This is a genomic window from Acinetobacter sp. ANC 3832, assembly GCF_002135415.1.
Taxonomy (GTDB): Bacteria; Pseudomonadota; Gammaproteobacteria; order Pseudomonadales; family Moraxellaceae; genus Acinetobacter.
Map to the genome: position 1 here is coordinate 26,662 of NZ_NEGJ01000006.1, position 20,381 is coordinate 47,042.

At 34.5% G+C, this 20,381-nt stretch carries 24 protein-coding genes and 2 pseudogenes; 6 read left to right on the forward strand and 20 right to left on the reverse strand.

Annotated elements, in window-relative coordinates:
• Nucleotides 1-154 precede the first annotated feature (154 nt).
• Together B9T35_RS09605 and B9T35_RS09610 are read left to right on the forward strand one after the other, a co-directional pair.
• Complete coding sequence (locus B9T35_RS09605; protein ID WP_228147118.1) at nucleotides 155-859, forward strand: hypothetical protein; 705 nt, start codon at nucleotides 155-157, stop codon at nucleotides 857-859.
• 80 nt (nucleotides 860-939) lie between these two features.
• Nucleotides 940-1,752 carry an alpha/beta fold hydrolase gene (locus tag B9T35_RS09610; RefSeq protein WP_086190899.1) on the forward strand — a complete coding sequence of 271 codons (813 nt, stop codon included), beginning with the start codon at nucleotides 940-942 and terminating at the stop codon, nucleotides 1,750-1,752.
• 145 nt (nucleotides 1,753-1,897) lie between these two features.
• Here the strand turns inward: B9T35_RS09610 and B9T35_RS09615 are convergent, their stop codons facing one another.
• Both B9T35_RS09615 and B9T35_RS09620 read right to left on the reverse strand, forming a co-directional pair.
• The gene (locus B9T35_RS09615; RefSeq protein WP_086191083.1) at nucleotides 1,898-2,197 is read right to left on the reverse strand and encodes a hypothetical protein; all 300 of its coding nucleotides are present in this window, start codon (nucleotides 2,195-2,197) and stop codon (nucleotides 1,898-1,900) included.
• 176 nt (nucleotides 2,198-2,373) lie between these two features.
• Complete coding sequence (locus tag B9T35_RS09620) at nucleotides 2,374-3,273, reverse strand: LysR family transcriptional regulator (RefSeq protein WP_086191084.1); 900 nt, start codon at nucleotides 3,271-3,273, stop codon at nucleotides 2,374-2,376.
• Between the two features lie 98 nt (nucleotides 3,274-3,371).
• Here B9T35_RS09620 and B9T35_RS09625 point away from each other — a divergent pair, with 98 nt between their 5' ends.
• The 3 genes from B9T35_RS09625 to B9T35_RS09635 all read left to right on the forward strand — a co-directional run bounded on the left by B9T35_RS09625 (nucleotide 3,372) and on the right by B9T35_RS09635 (nucleotide 4,918).
• Nucleotides 3,372-3,818, forward strand: a complete 447-nt coding sequence (locus B9T35_RS09625; protein WP_086190900.1) for a CidA/LrgA family protein — start codon at nucleotides 3,372-3,374, stop codon at nucleotides 3,816-3,818.
• A gap of 2 nt (nucleotides 3,819-3,820) precedes the next feature.
• Complete coding sequence (locus tag B9T35_RS09630) at nucleotides 3,821-4,510, forward strand: LrgB family protein (protein WP_416202435.1); 690 nt, start codon at nucleotides 3,821-3,823, stop codon at nucleotides 4,508-4,510.
• A 63-nt stretch (nucleotides 4,511-4,573) separates the two neighbouring features.
• Nucleotides 4,574-4,918 carry a hypothetical protein gene (locus B9T35_RS09635; protein WP_086190902.1) on the forward strand — a complete coding sequence of 115 codons (345 nt, stop codon included), beginning with the start codon at nucleotides 4,574-4,576 and terminating at the stop codon, nucleotides 4,916-4,918.
• A gap of 97 nt (nucleotides 4,919-5,015) precedes the next feature.
• Here the strand turns inward: B9T35_RS09635 and B9T35_RS09640 are convergent, their stop codons facing one another.
• From B9T35_RS09640 to ybaK, 13 genes and pseudogenes are all read right to left on the reverse strand, one after another.
• Complete coding sequence (locus B9T35_RS09640; RefSeq protein ID WP_086190903.1) at nucleotides 5,016-5,354, reverse strand: DUF5713 family protein; 339 nt, start codon at nucleotides 5,352-5,354, stop codon at nucleotides 5,016-5,018.
• A 108-nt stretch (nucleotides 5,355-5,462) separates the two neighbouring features.
• On the reverse strand, nucleotides 5,463-6,215 hold the full coding sequence (locus B9T35_RS09645) for an adenosylcobinamide-GDP ribazoletransferase (protein ID WP_086190904.1): 753 nt from the start codon (nucleotides 6,213-6,215) through the stop codon (nucleotides 5,463-5,465).
• Nucleotides 6,212-6,967: a histidine phosphatase family protein gene (locus tag B9T35_RS09650; protein ID WP_171264257.1), complete on the reverse strand. Its 756-nt coding sequence runs from the start codon at nucleotides 6,965-6,967 to the stop codon at nucleotides 6,212-6,214. Before B9T35_RS09650 ends, B9T35_RS09645 begins: the two co-directional genes overlap by 4 nt.
• A gap of 9 nt (nucleotides 6,968-6,976) precedes the next feature.
• Entirely contained in the window at nucleotides 6,977-8,029 is a 1,053-nt protein-coding gene (gene cobT / locus B9T35_RS09655; RefSeq protein WP_086191086.1) for a nicotinate-nucleotide--dimethylbenzimidazole phosphoribosyltransferase, read from the reverse strand.
• A gap of 20 nt (nucleotides 8,030-8,049) precedes the next feature.
• Nucleotides 8,050-8,562: a bifunctional adenosylcobinamide kinase/adenosylcobinamide-phosphate guanylyltransferase gene (gene cobU / locus B9T35_RS09660; RefSeq protein WP_086190905.1), complete on the reverse strand. Its 513-nt coding sequence runs from the start codon at nucleotides 8,560-8,562 to the stop codon at nucleotides 8,050-8,052.
• Nucleotides 8,550-9,188: a 2'-5' RNA ligase family protein gene (locus B9T35_RS09665; protein ID WP_086190906.1), complete on the reverse strand. Its 639-nt coding sequence runs from the start codon at nucleotides 9,186-9,188 to the stop codon at nucleotides 8,550-8,552. Before B9T35_RS09665 ends, cobU begins: the two co-directional genes overlap by 13 nt.
• Nucleotides 9,189-9,485: 297 nt before the next feature.
• On the reverse strand, nucleotides 9,486-11,087 hold the full coding sequence (locus B9T35_RS09670; protein WP_086190907.1) for a histidine-type phosphatase: 1,602 nt from the start codon (nucleotides 11,085-11,087) through the stop codon (nucleotides 9,486-9,488).
• Nucleotides 11,088-11,441: 354 nt separating this feature from the next.
• Nucleotides 11,442-12,716: pseudogene (locus tag B9T35_RS09675) on the reverse strand (MFS transporter).
• A gap of 340 nt (nucleotides 12,717-13,056) precedes the next feature.
• Complete coding sequence (locus B9T35_RS09680; protein ID WP_086190908.1) at nucleotides 13,057-15,321, reverse strand: TonB-dependent receptor; 2,265 nt, start codon at nucleotides 15,319-15,321, stop codon at nucleotides 13,057-13,059.
• Nucleotides 15,318-16,589, reverse strand: a complete 1,272-nt coding sequence (locus B9T35_RS09685; RefSeq protein WP_086190909.1) for an MFS transporter — start codon at nucleotides 16,587-16,589, stop codon at nucleotides 15,318-15,320. Before B9T35_RS09685 ends, B9T35_RS09680 begins: the two co-directional genes overlap by 4 nt.
• Nucleotides 16,577-16,957 (reverse strand): hypothetical protein, encoded by a 381-nt coding sequence (locus B9T35_RS09690; protein ID WP_086190910.1) that lies wholly within the window; start codon nucleotides 16,955-16,957, stop codon nucleotides 16,577-16,579. The genes B9T35_RS09685 and B9T35_RS09690 overlap by 13 nt, the downstream gene beginning before the upstream one ends.
• Nucleotides 16,954-17,118, reverse strand: coding sequence for a hypothetical protein (locus tag B9T35_RS18410; protein ID WP_171264258.1), 165 nt, complete (start codon nucleotides 17,116-17,118; stop codon nucleotides 16,954-16,956). The genes B9T35_RS09690 and B9T35_RS18410 overlap by 4 nt, the downstream gene beginning before the upstream one ends.
• A gap of 323 nt (nucleotides 17,119-17,441) precedes the next feature.
• Nucleotides 17,442-17,909, reverse strand: a complete 468-nt coding sequence (gene ybaK, locus B9T35_RS09695) for a Cys-tRNA(Pro) deacylase (RefSeq protein ID WP_086190911.1) — start codon at nucleotides 17,907-17,909, stop codon at nucleotides 17,442-17,444.
• A 315-nt stretch (nucleotides 17,910-18,224) separates the two neighbouring features.
• Here ybaK and B9T35_RS09700 point away from each other — a divergent pair, with 315 nt between their 5' ends.
• The gene (locus tag B9T35_RS09700) at nucleotides 18,225-18,821 is read left to right on the forward strand and encodes a phosphatase PAP2 family protein (RefSeq protein ID WP_086190912.1); all 597 of its coding nucleotides are present in this window, start codon (nucleotides 18,225-18,227) and stop codon (nucleotides 18,819-18,821) included.
• Between the two features lie 111 nt (nucleotides 18,822-18,932).
• On the opposite strand, the pseudogene B9T35_RS18660 reads toward B9T35_RS09700, so the two are convergent.
• From B9T35_RS18660 to B9T35_RS09710, 5 genes and pseudogenes are all read right to left on the reverse strand, one after another.
• Nucleotides 18,933-19,049 (reverse strand): annotated as a pseudogene (locus tag B9T35_RS18660) (transposase); the annotation flags it as partial.
• Nucleotides 19,050-19,061: 12 nt separating this feature from the next.
• Complete coding sequence (locus B9T35_RS18830) at nucleotides 19,062-19,190, reverse strand: hypothetical protein (RefSeq protein WP_086190913.1); 129 nt, start codon at nucleotides 19,188-19,190, stop codon at nucleotides 19,062-19,064.
• Between the two features lie 247 nt (nucleotides 19,191-19,437).
• Nucleotides 19,438-19,635, reverse strand: a complete 198-nt coding sequence (locus B9T35_RS18250) for a hypothetical protein (RefSeq protein ID WP_139842017.1) — start codon at nucleotides 19,633-19,635, stop codon at nucleotides 19,438-19,440.
• A 6-nt stretch (nucleotides 19,636-19,641) separates the two neighbouring features.
• Nucleotides 19,642-19,815, reverse strand: coding sequence for a transposase-like zinc-binding domain-containing protein (locus B9T35_RS18835; RefSeq protein ID WP_416202437.1), 174 nt, complete (start codon nucleotides 19,813-19,815; stop codon nucleotides 19,642-19,644).
• Between the two features lie 59 nt (nucleotides 19,816-19,874).
• Nucleotides 19,875-20,228 (reverse strand): YnfA family protein, encoded by a 354-nt coding sequence (locus B9T35_RS09710; RefSeq protein ID WP_086190914.1) that lies wholly within the window; start codon nucleotides 20,226-20,228, stop codon nucleotides 19,875-19,877.
• Nucleotides 20,229-20,381 lie beyond the last annotated feature (153 nt).

Genomic DNA, 20,381 nt, shown 5'->3' on the forward strand with positions numbered 1-20,381 from the left:
ATATTTGTCTATTTATTCAGCTTATTTCATCATTTTCTATTCTTTAATTTACCACCTTATCAGATGATCAAACCTGTACTTGTATTCATTTTATCTTTATGCATAATAAATTAGAGCAATTACTCTAATTTTAAAATATAGGACTAAATTTGAGATGATAGGTTCTCGTGAATGGATGAATAACCGTCATGGTCAGTTATCAATTAAAGAAAAAATCAAACTCATCAATCAAGTACTCATGCCAGCCAGCTTTGCTTTCAGTAAAACATTTCTGCAACAAACACCTTCTCAGACACCTTTAGAATTAAGTGAGTTTCAGATTCCTGATACGGCACTGGTGAAAGAGGCAATTTTAGAATTAGACAATTGTGGTTCATTCAGTATTATTAACCATTCATGGCGTAGTTATTTTTGGGCTATTGCAATTGCCAAATGTAAAACATGGCACATTGATCATGAAAGTGTCCTCATCGCCAGTCTTATTCATGATTTGGCTTTAGTAGATGAAAAGATTCAGAACCATGCTCAATGTAAATGTTTTACTTATGCAAGTGCTTTACATGCTGAGGCTTTGTGCCAAAAGCATGATTATCCTCAAGATAAAACTGAGAATATTTCCAATGCCATTTGCTTACATATGAATGGCTATTTAGATGAACATGATACAAGCTTAAGTAAAGAAGTTTTGATCTTACAAAAAGCGACAGCATGTGATGTGATTGGAACGGATCTCGGAATATTACAAACCAGTTATCGTGATGAGGTTTTAGCGCAGTACCCAAGGGCTCAATTTAATGATGTGATGCGAACACTGATTAAACGAGAAGCAAACGAAATCCAAAGTCACGTACAGCATTGATGTCAGCATCAGGCTTATCGACCATGATTAAAATGAATATTTTTAAAGAATAAAATTTGGAACTCAACGGAAAATAACAAATGACTGAGAATGTTTTACAAAAAAGCCTTCATTTTTATCAAAGTGATGCAATTGCTGTTGATATTTATCATCAGCTAAATAATAAAACCAATATTATTTTATTGCCTGCTTTAGGTGTCGCGATAAGTAAATATGACACGTTGATTCAAACATTGGTTCAACATAATTTTAATGTCATTACTGCAGACTATCCGGGTTGCGGTCGTAACACTCCGACTGTTTCTGCTGACTTCGATTATGGTTATGCAGATTTACTTGGTTATTTCATTCCACAATTGGTTCAAATGTCTAAAGATCTATTAGATCAGAAGCCTGTTCTTTTAGGTCATAGTTTAGGTGGGCATTTGGCAACCTTATACGCCCAACATGAAGAAGTTGATGTGATTGGTATCGCTACAGGCAATATTGGTTTTCTAAATTGGAATTTAAAAGGTAAATTCAATATTTTAAAAGCGGTGACCGTTTTTAATACCATGATTTATAAAGATGATTATTTGGCAGGCTACAAAATTGGATTTGGCAATAAAGAAGCTAAAACTTTAATGCAAGATTGGTCTAAAACGGTACTTACAGGTCACTACAAACATATTATTGGAGATGAGGTTATTTCTGATAATGTTGCCTTATTTATCCAAATGAAGAATGATGAATTTGCACCACTCAGTTCAACGCTTGCTTTAAGTCGTTATTTTAAAAACCCTCAAATTGAGCGTTTAGATTTAACCCAAGATATACAAGGTAATCAACACAGTGCATGGATTAAACAACCTGAAAAAGTTGTATCTATTATTCAAAGTTGGATTAAACGATAAAATTTTATACGGAACTTATCTTTAAAAATCTTGCATAAGTATCTACCGCCTCTTTATTTTATAAATAAAGTTTAAAAGGCTTTATGCAAGAGGTGCTTTCTTCTTATAAAAAATGCTCATTTCTAACAGATAAATGAAATGGCTTTTATTGATCAACTGTTTCTTGAAGCACTTCACCATCAATAAAATGCCATCTTTTTTGATAGGTTGAAATAAAACTGCCGATAAATACAGGTGCGCGATCAATTGGAGATTTCACTTTAAAATAACCTTGCTCTACAGCCCAATCATAACTGCCTTGATTTAAAGGGTATTCTGTTAAAACACCACTTAATGCATTCTTTTCAATCCAAATATTTGCAAGTGGAAAAGAAGAAAATACAGCCGATGAAAAGCACGACTTATTTGAGTTAAAAATAAAAACTCGATCAGAAGAATGACTCATAAAAACCACCATATATTCTAATTATTTTATTAAATTATACGTCTCCTTAATATATCATCAACTTGATTAATGTGAGACTTATGTCACATTTCTGGTTTTTGTGTAAAGATCCTCTGGATCTTTACACACTCTTTTATAAACATGACAAATGCTACGATTAACAATTTAGATATCAATCAAAAATGAATTTTATCTCTATTCTCTTCCACAATATTCAGCCAAGCTTTTGTCGCTGGACTCATCGCAACAGTGGTATTCCAAGCCATATTTAATGTCCAATTTAAACTTGGGTTGATTAATTTTGAAATATTAAATTGATTCAAATCGAGTTGTTCACAGTAAATTTGTGGCAATAAAGCAATCCCCATATTGGATCCAATCATCTTCGCAATAAAATCCCACTGGCTACTCTTACAAACAACTTTGGGTTCAAAACCAACTGAATTAGCTTCATTTATAATCATATTATTTAACGTAAATGTATCTGAAAAAAGTAAAAAGGATTCCTCTTTCAGCTCCAATAAAGAAACTTGTGTCTTATTCCTCCATTGTGAATCTTTTTTAGACAATAAACACATCGGTGAATCTATGACTGGAATAGAAGCAAAAATCGGACGTAAATTTCCCAGTAATATCCCGACATCCACACTTTTATCTGCAATTGCTTGTTCAATGCTATTTCCACCAACCTCTAAAAAACTTAATTGAATTTCAGGATAATGCTTATGAAACAAAGCAATGAGTGAACTAAATAATATAGAGCCTAAAGGTGGTAATCCTAAAGTGAGTTTTCCTTTTTTTAAAAATTGGATTTGTTCAATGGTTTCATAAATACTTTTTTGCTCATTTAACATGTTTACAGCATGTTGATAAATTAATTCGCCCGTATAAGTCAGTGAAGCTTCTCGTTTACGACCTGCTTCACCCTTTTTAAATAAGGCAGTACCCAGCTCTTCTTCTAAATTACGAATCGCCTTACTCACGGTTGGTTGAGTCATAAAGAGATGATCTGAAGCTAAACTAAAGCTTTGACTCTGCACAATTTCAACAAAAATTTTTAAACTTTTCAAATCCACAATCATGCCTAAAATAGAATAATTATTAAAATATTATTCATAATTTAGCATAAAATTTAGTATTAAAATAATCTATCTCCTAAAATGATGTATGTAACATGTCTGAAAACCTCACTGCATTTTCCAAAATAAAAAGAATGACTCAAGTCTTTTTACAAGTTGGTATCTTATTAATGTTTTGGTGGATTGGTTCAGTTATTCAAAGCGTATTTAATTTACCTGTCTCTGCCGCAGTTATTGGGCTTTTCATTGTTCTCATTGGACTATTAAGCGGTGTGTTTAAACTTCAATGGATTAAAGCAGGTTCAGATTTTATTCTTGCTGAATTGGTCTTATTTTTTATTCCCTGTTTAATTGGATTAATGAAATATAAAGACTTATTCCTCACTGAAGGATGGCAATTGATCATTTCTGTATTTTTAGGCACGATTTGTGTCATGGTATTTACGGCATACAGCGTTCATTTAGGCTTCAAATTAGAAACCAAATTGAAACAACGCATCCATAAAACAGAAGTTAAACATTTAGCTCATCGTGGAGAATAACGATGCTTTCAATGCTGTGTCTTATTGGTACTGTTGCTGCATATATGATCGCGAAACAGATTTATCGGAAACTCCCTTATTTAATATTATCGCCTGCTTTTTTAGTACCTATTCTATTTATCTGTATGATGATGATTACTCATATTTCCTATGATACTTATATGCAAGAAAGCCATTGGATCGTCTGGATGCTTGGACCAGCGACTGTCGCTTTCGCTATTCCAATTTACGAATATAGAAAGATGATTCAAGAGCATATTTTATCTATTGGTATGGGAGTGACGATTGGTATGCTTGCAGGAATGATCAGTGCCTTTTATTTGGCTCAATTGTTCAATTTCGATCAATCTACTCGTTACAGTTTAATGGCGCGCTCTATTTCAACCCCCTTTGCAATGGAATTAACCAATCGTATTGGAGGTTCAGTTAAACTAGTCATCTTATTCACCATGATTACAGGCGTTGTGGGTATGCTATTTGGTGATCTTATTTTAGCAACCCTTCGCTTAAAATCACATTTCGCCTTAGGTGCATCTTTAGGTAATTCTGCACATGGTTTTGGAACCACCAAAGCCTATATGAGAAATCGTGAAGAAGGTGTTATCGCGAGCTTAACGATGGTTTTAGCAGGTGTTTTTATGGTGATATTAGGACCATTTTTAGTGCATAGTATTGTTTATCTTCTTGGATAAATATAATACTTCTATAGAGTAATTTGAATCAACTTTATAGAAAGCTTGCTCAAAGGAATAAAAATGCAAAAAATAGAAATCGCTCAATTATTTTCTTTAGGACAATTGCAAGATATTGATCAATATTTTGCAACTGATATTCAATGGGACATTATTGGTGAACAAAAACTTCATGGAATTGGTGAAGTTTTTAAATATTGCCAGAATATTTTTAAATATTTTAAATCTGTGGAATGTGTTTTTTCGATTAATAATACTTATGAAACGTCTAATACCGTGATCATTGATGGATTTGCAATTTTCCGTTCTGATGATGCAAAAAACCATATCGCTGCATGTGATATTTACAGTTTTAACCAAAAAAATAAGATTACAAGTATTAAATCATATTGCATTCCCATAAAATAACATGATCACTCAAGCTGAATAGAAACAAAAGAATGACAAGACATCTCATATTTAATCATACAGAATCAATGGCAGAACTGTTCAATGACTAGAATCTTTACCAATCTCGAGGTGAAATTAATTCTTCTATGTCTGCATCTTTAAAATCATAAGCCTGAGCAATAAAGTGAAAGTCAGTACCTAGGCTTTCCCTCGCTACAGTTTCAATTTCACTGTCAGCATCATCAAATGCTTGCTGTAAATCATTAATTTCTTCAGTTGCCTGATGAGTTAAAGCATATAACTGTTCAAGATTTTTAGGATTATTTTGCTCAATCCCGATGCATACATTCAATAGGATTTGTTTCAACTTATCGACTAAATCTCTTGGATAATATTGATCTTTATACATATCCTCAAGAAAAATATGTTCATTAATTGCCTTATTTTTTATCATGTGTATTCCAATCATTGGGATTTATTTTATGAATTGATTATTCAATGTTTCAAACTATTTTTCTATATTAATTCAACATATTTTTAAAAAAATAAATAATGAGTCCATTCAAATAGAACGAATAAAATAAAAACTTAAAATCATAAAACTCAATAGACTTAAAGATTCTGTAATTTCAATACTCGCCCCAACTGTGTCTCCTGTGATTCCACCTATTCTTTGAATAAATTTATGCCGTAAATACAGCAAAGTAAGCATAAAAATTAAAGCTGTAAATATTCCGACCCAAGCAAAATAGACTGTTGTAAACAAGCACAGTAAAAAAATGAATATCGACCATTTTTTAGGAATAAACACTGCAATAGATGAGCCTAGACCTTTTTCACGCACGTACTTGGTGGTTAAAAATAAGAATAATGGCGCTAACCGTCCCAGTATAGGAAATAAAATCAAAGCGGAATAGAGTTGTTTTTCCAATAAAACATAAATGGCAGACCATTTTATCAAACAAAGAATAATTAAACTCAGAACGCCAATAGGACCGCATGCAGGGTCTTTCATTATTTCTAAAGTACGTTGTTTGTCACCAAAACCACCCACCCATGCATCTGCGGTATCTGCCAAACCATCTAAATGCAAGCCACCTGTTAGCCAAATCCAGAGAATGAGAATAATGCTCGATAATAAAACCACAGGAAGAACATGGAGTAATGTCGCTAGAGCAAATAAAATCAAACCGATAATTAAACCAATCACAGGATAAAACAATAATGATTGTGCATTCTGTTGCTGAGTAGGCATCGCCTTCAACTGAATAGGAAATGTCGTGAGAAATTGCAAAGCAATTAAAAAGGGTGTCATGCTTTATTCTCACCACTATTCAGCTTTCCCCAACAACCTTTCCCAACTAAGCGTATGGAGGAATCCTCATCAAGTTCAAATGAATTCAATTGTCCCAACTCAGCGGACATTTTTAAGATGTCATCTAAAGGTTGATTCATTGCCAAGCATTTTAATAATTTGATAACACCACCATGTGTAACAATCAATGCATGTTGCCATTTATTTTCTAGCATCTGCTGTTGAATATTATGTATTGCCTTTAAAACTCGATCATGAAAAATCTGCATGGTTTCAGCATTCGGTGGCGTGTACTTTGTAGGCTCTTGCCAAAAATTAGCGAGTAACTCAGGCTCATTTTCATAGATCGTTTGGGTCGAAATGCCCTCCCAATCACCAAAATGCATTTCCTTTAGATTTTGATCTAAAAATAAAGGCAACTGACTTTGCACTTCAAATTGTGCAGCTACTTTTTCTACAAAATTTTCAGCAAAGAGTCGACAACGCTTTAAAGGTGAACTAAAAATTACATCCCATTGCACCAATGGATTTGAAACCATATTTTGGAATTGGCCAACATTTCGACTTTGATGATCAATTTTCTGATTCGTTTGATGAGTGTATACATGAACAGCTTGGTTGATGGTCTGTTGCATTTGCAACCATCCTTTTTCAGTCAAATCATCATCGGTTGAACCACGTAAAGTATGGCTCAACGTGGTTTCACCATGACGAAGCAGATCAATTCTGAGTTTTATCGCTGATTTATGCATGCTAAGCAATTAAACCTTTTCGCCAATCACAGCTGCTTCGGCAAAAGTCGCCATATTGTTATGTAGACTACATGCAAGCTTAATCACGCCCAATGCTGCTCCTGCACCACTGCCTTCACCTAAACGTAAATTCAATTTTAATAGTGGATTGGCATTCAATTCAGCTAAAATTCGTTGATGTCCATATTCAGCCGATTGATGTCCAAAGAGCATCCATTGACGAACTTCAGGATTTAGGCGCACTGCAACCAAAGCAGATACCGAACTGATAAAACCATCTATCACCATTGGTAATCCGAGTTGAGCACAACGGATATAAGCGCCAGTCATCGCCGCAATTTCCAAACCACCTACGGCGCACAGTGCTTTAAAAGCATCATTTGCCACATAGTCTGTATGTAATGCTATCGCTTGATCAATAATATTTTTCTTATGAATGAGTTGTTCTTCACGAATACCTGTACCCACACCTGTCAATTTTTCAGCAGGTTCATTGAGTAAAAAACATACCACAGCAGAAGCGGAACAGGTATTACCAATCCCCATTTCACCTGCAACATAAATAGAAGCGCCATTTTCCAAAGCTTTTTCAACACTTTCGCGGCCTAAATTCATCGCTTGAATACATTGTTCTTCGGTCATTGCTACATTCTTCGCAAAATTAGCAGTGCCTGAAATAATGCAATGCCGTTCTACACCCACATAGTCATAAGCATCACCAACAGAGCCACAGTCAATCACTTGTAAAGTCGCATTGTATTCCTTTGCGATTACAGCGATACATGCACCGCCCGAAGCAAAGTTTTGCAACATTTGACGCGTAACTGCTTGTGGATATGCCGAAATATTCTCGTCCATCACACCATGATCACCTGCAAAGATTGTAATCCACGGTTTATCAATATGAGGGCGAGAATTATTCTGTAAACTTGCCAATAAAATGGCTGTATTTTCCAGTTCAGACAAAGAACCTGTCGGCTTGGTCAATTGTAACTGACGTTCAGTTGCAGCTTGTTTTGCTTCATTACTCGGCTGCTGACATACTTCTAACCACCAATTCATCATTTTTTCCATCTTTACTTTTACCCTTTCAATATCATTGGAAACCCAGCGACACAAAACACAACTTTGTTTGCAATTTGACCCAATTGTTGGTGTAAACGCCCAGATTCATCGACAAATTTACGACTAATTTCACCCATGGGAACAACACCTAAACCTGTTTCATTACTCACTAGAATGATGTCAGACTTAAACTTTGGTAAGAAATCCAATAATTTCTGACATTGTTGTATTTGTAATTCAACTTGTTCATGCATGAGCAAGTTGGTCATCCACAAAGTTAGGCAATCCACTAAAATGACTTGATTTTCTTGGTCTACTTGTAAAAGTCGGTCTGCTAAGTAAAGGTTTTCTTCAATCACCAGCCAATGATCAGGTCTTTCTTGTTGATGATGCATAATCCGACTTTGCATTTCATCATCCCACGCCTGAGCAGTCGCAATATAAATCACATCCAATGTTGAATCTTTGGCAATTTGTTCTGCCAATCGGCTTTTACCTGAACGTGCACCACCTAATATCAATTGCAACATGCATCACCTAATTGTAGCTGTGTATGAGGGATTAATTGCCCTTGTAAAGTCTGCGCTTGATAATGACCAAAGGTTAAATGATCAATCAAAAACTCAAAATTTTGCTGTTGAACTTGCTCAATACGCTTAAAAATAAGATCGCTTTCATAAGCTTTATTGTATAAACCAAGTGTAATGTGTGGACAATAAGTTAAAGCTGCAATATCGACTTTCATACTCACTAATATTGAACGAATATGTTCAAGCATACCCTCAATATCAAGTACTTCTACAAATAAAGCACTCGAAAAGCTTTTTATTTTATAGGTTCTTAAACGAAATGATTGCAATTGCATTTGGGATAAAATATTGAATTGTTGCTGTAATTTTTCAATGAGAAAGTCATCATTCCAATGATTTTTTTGATTAGTTAAAAATCCACAAATATATAAAGTGATGTGAAATTGTCGTTGATTCGGTTGATAAAGAATATCTGAAAATTGTGTTCTCAATTGTTCTAAATAATCTAATAATGCAGAATTCTTTATTTCTACATACCAAAGCGCATAGTTTTCTCGCCCGTGATGCCATTCGGGATAATCCCGAGCATCAGTTGCAATCGTTTGGCTGGAAGGTTGTAGAAACACGTAACATCACATACAGATAAAAGTGCCTTATTAAAACATGGAACTATACAACTTACTGCACATGTTGCTTTAGTTTTAAACGCTAGAACATGAATAAGATTCACTTTGGTATTTTAGTCGATTTAAAAATAAAATTATTTTTTGAGAGTGTTAAAAACTAATTCCATTCACATATTTTCACTTAGAAAGCAGGAGAGCTTATGCTCTCCTCTATCCATCAAAAAAATGTATATCAATATAAATATCGATAATTAAACTTATTACAAAGGAGAAATAAAATTGAGTTGTGCAATAAGCCTATGAAATATTATAGCATTGCTTAAGTTTTAGATAATCATAGTAAAAACTATTTGCCGTATAACGTGCATAATCGCATGTGGCTTTAAAACTGGTTTCTTTTTCGTTATAGAACATTTTCACTAAAGTTTGACCTTGGTTATTTTGATAAATATCCCACTGCATATTGGCCGCCATTGGTGAAATATCTTCTCCACGCCATGTACTATTTTCATAATTAAAGGTTTGGCTTAAAGGCAAAGATTGCATCATGCCTTTTAATTCAAAACTGGTTGCAAGTGGAATAATGATTTCTGCATGAGCAAAACGTAATACAGCTGCATTTTTTTGCTTTTTGGCAATCACATCATCCACTTGTTTAAAAAAGTCTTGTTTTAATCCTTGGGCAATATTACTGGTAATGGCTTTACCTGAATCAAAACTCGGTCCTTTACTATAAAAATCATTGGCATCATTAAATTGAGCATAAAATTTTGCAGCATCTATAGGCATATACTTTTTAAAATCAGTCTGTGCCAATTCCTCAGCCATCCCGCCTGTAATTGAATATAACTCATATAAATAAGCTGCTGCATCCACAGAACTAGCAATGGTATTTTTTGCTTTGCCCTTTTCTGTAATTTTATCGCCATTCGGTGCAGTCGCTGTAAATGAACCACTATTGCTAAATGTATAACCAGACTGCCCTATTTTCTGAATAAATTCAGGTTTAAAAATCGGGCTAAGGACTGAAATTGCAATTTTTTGTGCACGACTATCTGTGCTTAAGTCTTTTATTTTTTGTACTAAATCAGCGTTATTGGCTTCAAAATCTTGATATTTCAGACTAGAATCATACACAGATTTTTCAAGATCTGTTTTAACATTGGCCACATCATCAGCCGCGGTTAGGCTATGAAAATACAATTGAAAGCGATTCACTCCACCATCAGCAATACTTGGTGTTGAAGTGCTACTCAAGCTTTGATAAGTCATTGGTGTAATAATATTTTTTAGATCAACTTGTTGTTTTAACAGTTCATTGGTAAAAAATTTAGCACTATCTACCGCACGATCGACACCTGAACTCACAACTTGAACGGATTGGCCTTGCGTTGCAGCATTTTTAAATAGCTGAGGTAAGCGTTGTAATAGGCGATCTGCTATCCCCCGATGTTCTTTGATACCCAAAGCTGATTCATTACCATACCCAAATTGTCGAATACCATCTACGCCGTAACCCAATAAAATGTTGGCTTTCATCATCGCTTCTAAATCTGGGCCCAATTTAAGCCCTAAATCCGTTAATGCATTTTCTTCTTTGGCTTTTAACCATAAGTTATACAGTGCTAAATCATATTTAATACTCGATAAACCACGTGAACCATGACGAGCAACAAGTTCAGTAAAGACTGGACTATAGCCATTTGGCACGGCGGAATAGGTACTTATTTTTTGTTGTGGTTGATAAGGAACTTTGGTTTGTAAATAAAGTGAGTTATCAACTTTCGGTGGTTCTACAACAGCATTTTGGCTATCTGAATCATTATTATTACATGCAGACACAAGTAAACTGGTTGCCAAAATTGAACAGATCATTATATTTAATTTTAAAGCTTTCATTTTATAACCAGATTTTAAAGTTGCTTGAATCTAGCGAAATGTTATGACAACAAGATTAAATAATTTTAAAAAATATTCATAACCTTTTTATTTTAAAGAATAATCAAAAGATTTTCTTCTAAAAGTCATAAATAGATAGATATTAAGCCTCTTGCATAAATTAGCGTTTAATTAACATTTGTTTCACAATGGATTCCTCCTCTCCTTTTTAAAGAGGGAGTTAGGAAGAAGGTTATTTTTAGGATTCACCCTCATCCTAACCGTCTTCCTGTGGGAAAAGGAATATTCAATCTTAATCAAATATTATTTCCACTGATAAAGTTTTATTCGTTTTTTGACTTTTGTAAAAGTCTATTAAACAGCGATGCTTCTTTTGCTGTATTGCGAGGCTAAAAAATATAATGAAAGCGTAATAAACATGACAATTAAAAAGATATAAGGGAATTGTTGATTCATTTGATACAAACCTGTGCTTAAAACGGGCCCAAAAACAAAACTTAAAGCTTGAGTTGCAGTACATAGCCCTGCAATTTTTGCCTGAGCATCTTGAGGTACAGATTGTGATGCGCCTGTGGTAAAAGCAGGAATTAAACACGCCACAGAAATACCATAAAGAATATAAGCCAATTGAAAAACAATCATTTGATTTGTATAGATCGAAATGACGAGTCCAAGTAACATGCTACATATTCCAATGCTTAATAAACGCTGTATTGACCATTTGAAATATTTAGAAATGAGTATTTGCACGGTGACCAAACTTATTCCTACAATCAGTGAACACTGTGAAAAATAAATTGCACTCTGTTGAATACTCATTTTGAAATGGTCTTGAATATAAAAGCCAGCTGTTAAATTTAATGTCACAATAGCCAAATACACACTAAAACCAAGGATTAACCAAATTAAACTGTTTCTTATGGCAAATGATTGGTCATCCTTGTTAAATGGCAATGTGCTATTTAAAGATTCATTTTTATCAATATGAGGATCATCTATATTTTGCTTTTTAGAGATTTTATTATTCGCAGAATGATTCGTTGTAGTTGAAGAGTGATCAAATTGAATAAAGATATAAACACTGATACAGCTTAATAAAACAATCGCAGCCCAGAGTGGCGTTAAAATTCCCCATCCAAGTAATAAGGTTGTCAGTAGTGGTCCTAGAATTAACCCCATACTATTTAATGCGCCAAATTTAGCCATATTTTGACTGCGTTGTTGTTCTTCTGAAAATTGAGACATCACATAGGTTTGCAATGCAATTTGCGGCATTGCCATAAAAATCCCAGTACTGGCACGCGCTAGAAACAATAATATAAAAAACAGGCCTACAGAGATATGTGCATATAATCCATACGCTAAAACTCCTGTAAATACTCACCAAGTCAGCGCCATTCCAACAAAACCGATGCTTAATAATTTATAAATATTTTGAAATTCATGTTTTTTAGAGATCCATATTGCAGCAATAGACATTAACAATGCACCTGCTGAAACCAATAATCCTGCTTGTAGCTCACTCATGTGTATTTGACGAATCAACGGCGCTAAAATTGGCAATATCATTGAAAAACAAGCACCATTTGCCAAACTTGCAGCCATAAAAATCTTATTATTTTTCATTATCTCGTCCAATCTAAAAAATTAAAAACAGCATCGTTTAGTATTAAATCTCTTGCATAAATCAGCGTTTAATCAACATTTTTTAGCAATGGATTCCTCCTCTCCTTTTAAGGAGACAAGCTAGGAAGAACATTCGATTTAGGATTCATCCTCATCTTCTTCTTGTGGGAAAAGGAACATTTAATCTTAATCAAATATCATTTCCGCTTATAAAATTTTGTTTATTTCTCAACTTTCGTAAGAGGTCTATTATAAATAGTAGAGAGATCTTCCAATCTCTCTACTATGAGACATTTTATATAAACACTTATATAAAATGTTCTTCGCTAATCATCTAGATGACTTAATATTTCATGCTATAACTCAAACCATAACTTCTACCTTGCGCAGGTAAACTTGAAATAGCACCATACACAGGCAAAACTGCTTGGCTATAAATAGACTTATAATCTGTATTCCAAACATTGTAGACACCAAAGCCTAAAGTTCCAGGTCCTATTTTTGCATTGGTAATCACATCCATTGTTGCAAAACCTTTAATCTCTGCAGGAGGTCGTGTTGAACCATTTGCAATTGCATCTTTACGTGCTTCATCTGTGCCTCCAATTGCTAAAGTCTGTACACGTAAACCTATATCATCTGTAAATTGCCAGTCTGAATAAAGCGTTCCTTTTAATGGTGCTACGCGTATAGCATCCAGTTCCTGCCATTGACCATTGTTATTTTTATATTGCCCTTGCGTATAGGCAGCTGTACCACCCACAGTCCATGTAGGATCCACTCGATAAGAGACATTGGCTTCCGCACCATAAATTCTCTCATCAGTATCAATTACTTCAATAGTGAAACTGGGTGCACCAAATTTCAGGCTCTTGTCAGAATCATTATAAAATGCGGTTAAACCTGCATTTAATCCATTTTCGCTCTGTACACGCCAGCCAAGCTCATAACTATTCACTTTAATTGGATCTATACTTTGACTATTAACTACAAAATTTGCAGGTACATCACGTAACATTCGCTGCACATCGGGTAAGTTTGACCCTTGCGAAAAATTAGCAAAGACTTGTTGTGCATCCGTTAAGTGATAAACCGCTCCAATATTAAATAAAGTTGCATCATGCTTAACCGTTCCACCATTCAAGGTTTTTGCCAAATAACCTGAAGTAATATCAGCCACGATTGCTTCTGTATAAGGTGTTGAAGCATCCACTTCACTTTCGACGCGCTCATGACGTATACCTGCTTGCACGCTTAATCGGTCAGAAATTTCAACATCACTTTGCACAAAAAAACCTAATTTATCTGTTTCTACATCAGGTCCAAATGAATATTGTTTTAACGGCTTATATTGTAATCCATTACTTGCCATAAACGTATTGAGATCATAGCGTTGAATATTCTGTTGATCTTGTTCATTTTCATAATCAACCCCATACGTTAGCCCCAGAGGATGACCAGAGACATCAAATTTCTTTTGTAATGCTAAACGTGCTCCCCATACATCAATATCCGTAGCTGATTGGTAAACTAAGTAATCAAAACCATTCGGTTTAATGGCACTATTGGTAATTGGATTCACTGCTGGGAAAAAACGTGCTTGTTCATTACGATAATAGGCTTCGACATTCAGTATTTGTCCTAAAAACTGATCATTTTGATATTGTGTATTGAAACTATAACGTTCAGTTTGTGGTTGGCTATCAAGTTGTAATCCTTTTATGGCTTTCAAACTCGGTGTTGCACCTTTCAATAAAACGGTTAAATTTTTTCCATAATCAGGACCATAATCGCTGTCCTGCTCATCATTATAATATTGCGCCCCGAAACTTAAATTCTGTCCATCTGCAATGTTCCAACTAATTCGTCCATTCACATCCACAGTTTCTGTATCTTGGCGATCTGTTTGCGCAATTTCAGGCCCAATTCTGTTTCCGCTGCTGTCTTGAATTTCACCACGTTTGGCATAACTCACACCCAATGAACCTTTTAACGCACCTTGATTAAAAGACATATTCTGTGATGCTTCATAGGCGATAGCATCACTACGGAAATTATTGCCTGAAGTAATACCCACTTTTGTTTCAAAATTAAGCGGATCTTCACCACCGCTTTTAGTAATGATATTGATGATTCCACCCGTTGCACCTGAACCATAAATACTACTTGCACCTGAAACAACCTCGATTCGCTCCACCATTGCAGGGCTGATGCTATTCAATTGTCTTGAGCCATCTCGATAACCCGTTTGGGGTACACCATCAATCATGTACTGAACAACTCGTCCACGCATAGTCATTCCATAATTACTGGTCGTTCCTGTGCTGGGTGTTAACGAAGGAACAAGTATTCCTAGAATATCCGCAATACTTTTACCTGCATTGGCTTGTTTTTCAATTTGAGCTTGATCAATGCTATAAACAGTTCCTGCAATATCAGCAATGCTTTTCGCAGAACGTGTTGCTGTCATAACAATAGGTGCAAGTTGTTTTGCTTCTGCTGTTGTATTCCCTGTTATATTTTCAATATTTGTATCTTGTGCATAAAGCTGAGTACATACAGCCAATGTTAAACAAGTCAGTTGCATTGGAATAAAAAGGTTTTTCATGAGTTTTCCCCAGATAATAGGATTGAAGAATTATATTTTTTTGATTTAAAGATAATGAGTTGGCTGAGTAGAACACTCACAATAGAAGCAACAGCAAGAACTAGATAAAAATTGCCATAGCCTAATGATTTTGCTAAAAATCCTGAACTTGCTCCGCCAATAAAATAAACCAAAAGTTCAAAGCAAACTAAAATAGTAAAATCTGTACCTGCTTGTTCTTTTGAGCTTTTTTGCATAAAATAGGCATACAGTGAAGTCATGGCAACATATCGAATCGCTAAAAAAGCCACGACAAAAATACCAAGTAATAAATGCCACTGGTTTAACCAACCTAAAACAATGGCTACTCCTAATAAGCCATACAACGCTGTTCTACACCAACCTGCCCAAATTAAAAGTTGCGTGGCTTGAATCTTTTTCAGTAAAAATGCTGCTGATATTGCTGCAAGTAAACCTACACCGGCTCCCACAACAGACATTAATATCCCGATTTGTGATAAAGACCATTTTTGATCAATTAACATAGGATTGAGCATAGCCATTGCAGGTGCTTCAACCACGCGATAGCAAACAATTAGTAATAATGCCCATAAAATTTCAGGTCGTTTAAATGCACGACTTAAGCTTGGTGGTTTTTTTGCAATTTGCTGCGCCGTGAGTTCTTTAATTTGAAAAATTGCAATCATGGTCATTGCTGTCATGATAGCAAGACAAATTAACGCTGTTCTCCATCCATAATATTGGTATAACCACAGTGTAGCTGCTCCACCAATCATACTTCCTAAAGCAACCCCCATACTTTGCGCCATACTGCCAAAGCGATAATTTTCTTCTGAAAATGCCTCAACGGTATAACCGTCAATAGCAATATCCTGAGTTGCAGCAAATGTCGAAATCCATAATCCAACAATCACAAATACCGTTAAACCATAGGTAAACTCAGTCAATGCCAACGCAATAACACCAAGGACTAAAGCAATTTGTGTGAACAATAGCCAAGTTTTGCGTTTACCCAATTTTTTGATATAAATTTGGTCTATATATGGTGCCCAAAAAAATTTAAATGCCCATGGAATGTATAGAAGTGACAACATCCCAATCCAACGTAAATCTACCCCTTGATGTCTTAAAATGGCAGGTAAAGCCACGTTATAAAAATATAGTGGTAAAGCATGTGCTAAATATAAAATAACCACGACACCTAGGCTCAGTACAGAAACCTGCTGTGATACTGTCATTCTTGATTTATTTGAGTTTATATTTTGCATATCCACCTCTGCACCGCCCATTGCAAGGCATCAGAATGTTCTAAGCTAACGTAATAAGGTACACGCCAAGCAGCATGCAAAGCAGGTGCATTCAGACGTTGCTGATCCTTCTGATCTTGTGCAATACGCACCAGACCGATGCAATACTTAAAAAAATCAGCCTTATAACGCTTATACCAAGCAGCCTGAATTTGGCGATATTCATCAGCAAATGTTGTTCCTATTTCTGTTGTCATTACCAATACAAAATTTTGTTTTAATAAAAAAAATTGTTCGACTTCGGCGAGCCACCGCTCAAACTCAGCAACAGAAACATGCGCTGAAAAGCGCATGTCCTTAATTTGGATCGATGTGGAGGTATAACTCATAGAACAGGCTCTGCTTGTTTATCATTATTTTCGGAGATATTCAGGCTTGTTGATAATTGTTGTTTTGAATCTGCTAGGTAGCGATCCTCTAATCGCCTCAGATAGTTTTGCATCTCATTATTAAAGTAGAAATGATGATACTGCTGAGATAATTTATTCATTGAATCACCCTAATAAAACGCTAAAATTTAATTTATGATTTTTCTAAACTCGATGTTGTGATCAGCAACAATAGAGAATATAAATAATAATAATTATCATTTAAATATGCAATTTTGTATTTATCCTGAAAGCGATCACAAAGGTATGATTTAAGATTTTGTTTATAAATGATTTTTTATTATTGTATTCACTATACTTCTAATTATTAATCTTAATTACTCAATTGTATTAAATGATAATATTCTTATTTGTAATAGGTTTGATTTATAAAACTATCTAAAAAACCTACTGTTTTAATAAAATTGACATTTGTATATAAAAATCATTCATCCACCACATCTATAAACTGTGCACTTAAAACATCCGCTAAATCTTGTGGTTTAACGCCAATATCTAAACCACGCTTCCCTCCACTCACATAGATTTTCGCTAAAGATGTAGCAGAAGCATCAATCACCGTTTTTAAACGTTTTTTCTGCCCGATTGGACTAATACCTCCAACAAGATAACCTGTTAATCGTTCAGCAACTTTTGGATCAGCCATATGTAATTTTTTACAGCCAAAAGCACTTGCAACTTTTTTTAAATTTAATTGATGATTTACTGGCAATACTGCAATAAAAAAATTCTTATCATCCGTTACCATGAGTGTTTTAAACACTTCTTCTACTTCTAAACCCAATTTTTCAGCAGCTTCTAAACCAAAACTTTTGGCATTTACATCATGTTCATATTCATGAATTGAATATTCAAACTTTTGAGCTTTTAGAATTTTACATGCAGGTGTCATATCTGTTCATTGAATTATGATGAATATTTGAATTATATGGTTTTTAAAACCAAATGTTAAATATACTTAGGCTGTTTTTCAATCATTAAAACATAACTGTTTTATATCTTGTGGTAATCATCATCTTAGATAGGTATAGATAATCTCTTTTTTTCGATATTAGGAGAAAGAAAATTAACTTTAGGGAAAAGCCTAATATTCACTTAAAACATAATACAAACATACACTCTTTATTAGCGTCCTATAATGCTCAATCCAATTTATTCAACTCTTTGAATTATTTTAATTTAGACATTTATCAATCATGGAGAAGAAATGTCTTTAGAAGCATTTAACCTCAATTTATTTGAACATCTCAATGCCCCTATTGGCGCAAATATCTATATGGTGGATTTTGCCATATTTATTGCAAATGACACTTTATACCTTTTAATCATATTCCTTTTATTATCATGGTTTTTAGGTTCGCGCCAAAGTAAAGAACTTGCATTTAAAGCAGTACTCACAACAGTGATCGCTTTAATAATTGGATTCATGATTTCATCTATTTTCCCTCATCCTCGACCGTTTATGATCGATGCGGGTAGAACCTTGATTTATCATGCTCCAAATGCATCTTTTCCAAGTGATCATATGCTTATTTTCAGTAGTATTGCTCTCTCGTACTTATTTGCAAAAGAAAAGAATATCGGGGTTTTTCTTCTTCTACTGGCGATTGAAGTTGCATGGTCTCGTGTTTATTTAGGCGTACATTTCCCATTAGATATGGTTGGGGCATTCTTTGTCGCATTATTCACCAATATCATCATGCAAAAAATTTGGATAAAGCATGGTGCAAATTTAATTGATTTAGCACTTAAGATTTACTGTTTTATATTTTCCAAGCCATTACAAAAAGGTTGGGTTAAATAACTTAGATTTATAGTAAAGGGAGAATATTCTCCCTTTTTATTAGACCTCTTGCATAACTCACTTTTTGTTGAATTCCATGTTGTAAATTCTTGTAATCAAATTAAATCTTAATCAGAGTCTTTTACCTCTATTTCTATAATGCTCTGAAAGTATTTTAAAAGTCTTCAATACACTAAATACGTGCTCTACACCTATTCTTCTTTTATTGATTTCTCGATTGTATTTTTTCAATGGTAGTGCTCAAATCTGACGTGCTCCCCATTTATCTTTCATATCCTGATTATATTTCAATAAAAATATATGCAAGACAGCTTCATGATTTTCTTTCTTCTTTGAAAAGCTTAAGGTTTTCCGTGTAAAACGTCCCAAACGATTTCTTAATGTGCCATTGAACCGCTCAACATGGTTAGTTAACCTGTATGTTTACCCACAGAACGATGGGTATCAGCACAGCATCAAATACCTCAGCATAACTTGACCAATAATCACTGCATGTGGCTGAATTAAAATAGCCTATAGGAATACGGCAACGTAAATCTATACATATTTTATCATTACGCTGACCGCATACATAAGCGACGACCTAGCGTGTACGATGGCAGGGTGCAATCCAAGTCTAAAGCTTATGACGACGAGCTTTTACAGAGCTCCAAAGTTCATCCAATTCGAGTACATCTTTAGGATCTGCATCCAGTAATTCATCACTGAGTTTCCTTATTTTTACTTTTTTTATCCAGCTCATAAGTGTTTCAGGCGCAAGACCCAATAGACGTTGCATACCTCTTAAACTGCTTCGTTCTAGATAAGTGTTCATGATGAATTATTTTTGCTCTTCTGTGTATTTGATTTTAGGTTTGAGCACACTTGATCGACCACAATTTTTATATCTGAACTGTGCATTCCCACTTTTGCTGTGCCCATTCTTAAAGATATTCGCTGATTGGCAATGGGTACATAGATAGCTTATCGTTTTGTAATCATATTTATTATTTATTACTCAGATGCTTTCGATTTTATTCTAGATTAAAACACGTTGATATTGGACACTACCAATTAACGCACTAAACCCTGGGGTTGCAGAATAATCATCGCGGCACCAGTCAATACAATAGCTCCCCCCATTAAGTCCCAACGACTTAATGAAACCTGATCTACAAATTTCAACCACATCAAAGCAGTAAAAATATACACACCACCATATGCAGCATAAATTCGTCCAGATGCAACAGGATGCAATGTCAGCAACCAAACAAAGACTGCCAAACTTAAGACAGTTGGAATCCATAACCATTGCGACTTAGCTTGGGTCAAAATCAAATAAGGAAAATAACATCCTAAAATTTCAGCAACTGCAGTGATTAAAAACAACAAAAATGTCGTTACAACTTTAGTTAGTTGAATATCCATCTACAGCCCATCCTCCTTTCACTTTGGAATATGAAATATTTCATCAACAAATAATAAACCTCTTACATAAAGCACATTCATTTCTTATTAAATGAAAAAAATAAAAACTTCACATAAAAAATTTATCGATAAAATAAAAACAAAAAATAACCC

Coding starts and splice junctions, on each gene's coding strand:
- B9T35_RS09605 (WP_228147118.1), top strand. CDS start 155: ATGATAGGTTCTCGTGAATGGATGAATAACCGTCATGGTCAGTTATCA.
- B9T35_RS09610 (WP_086190899.1), top strand. CDS start 940: ATGACTGAGAATGTTTTACAAAAAAGCCTTCATTTTTATCAAAGTGAT.
- B9T35_RS09615 (WP_086191083.1), bottom strand. CDS start 2,197: ATGAGTCATTCTTCTGATCGAGTTTTTATTTTTAACTCAAATAAGTCG.
- B9T35_RS09625 (WP_086190900.1), top strand. CDS start 3,372: ATGTCTGAAAACCTCACTGCATTTTCCAAAATAAAAAGAATGACTCAA.
- B9T35_RS09630 (WP_416202435.1), top strand. CDS start 3,821: ATGCTTTCAATGCTGTGTCTTATTGGTACTGTTGCTGCATATATGATC.
- B9T35_RS09635 (WP_086190902.1), top strand. CDS start 4,574: ATGCAAAAAATAGAAATCGCTCAATTATTTTCTTTAGGACAATTGCAA.
- B9T35_RS09640 (WP_086190903.1), bottom strand. CDS start 5,354: ATGATAAAAAATAAGGCAATTAATGAACATATTTTTCTTGAGGATATG.
- B9T35_RS09645 (WP_086190904.1), bottom strand. CDS start 6,215: ATGACACCCTTTTTAATTGCTTTGCAATTTCTCACGACATTTCCTATT.
- B9T35_RS09650 (WP_171264257.1), bottom strand. CDS start 6,967: ATGCATAAATCAGCGATAAAACTCAGAATTGATCTGCTTCGTCATGGT.
- cobT (WP_086191086.1), bottom strand. CDS start 8,029: ATGAATTGGTGGTTAGAAGTATGTCAGCAGCCGAGTAATGAAGCAAAA.
- cobU (WP_086190905.1), bottom strand. CDS start 8,562: ATGTTGCAATTGATATTAGGTGGTGCACGTTCAGGTAAAAGCCGATTG.
- B9T35_RS09670 (WP_086190907.1), bottom strand. CDS start 11,087: ATGAAAGCTTTAAAATTAAATATAATGATCTGTTCAATTTTGGCAACC.
- B9T35_RS09680 (WP_086190908.1), bottom strand. CDS start 15,321: ATGAAAAACCTTTTTATTCCAATGCAACTGACTTGTTTAACATTGGCT.
- B9T35_RS09685 (WP_086190909.1), bottom strand. CDS start 16,589: ATGCAAAATATAAACTCAAATAAATCAAGAATGACAGTATCACAGCAG.
- B9T35_RS09690 (WP_086190910.1), bottom strand. CDS start 16,957: ATGAGTTATACCTCCACATCGATCCAAATTAAGGACATGCGCTTTTCA.
- B9T35_RS18410 (WP_171264258.1), bottom strand. CDS start 17,118: ATGAATAAATTATCTCAGCAGTATCATCATTTCTACTTTAATAATGAG.
- ybaK (WP_086190911.1), bottom strand. CDS start 17,909: ATGACACCTGCATGTAAAATTCTAAAAGCTCAAAAGTTTGAATATTCA.
- B9T35_RS09700 (WP_086190912.1), top strand. CDS start 18,225: ATGTCTTTAGAAGCATTTAACCTCAATTTATTTGAACATCTCAATGCC.
- B9T35_RS18250 (WP_139842017.1), bottom strand. CDS start 19,635: ATGAACACTTATCTAGAACGAAGCAGTTTAAGAGGTATGCAACGTCTA.
- B9T35_RS09710 (WP_086190914.1), bottom strand. CDS start 20,228: ATGGATATTCAACTAACTAAAGTTGTAACGACATTTTTGTTGTTTTTA.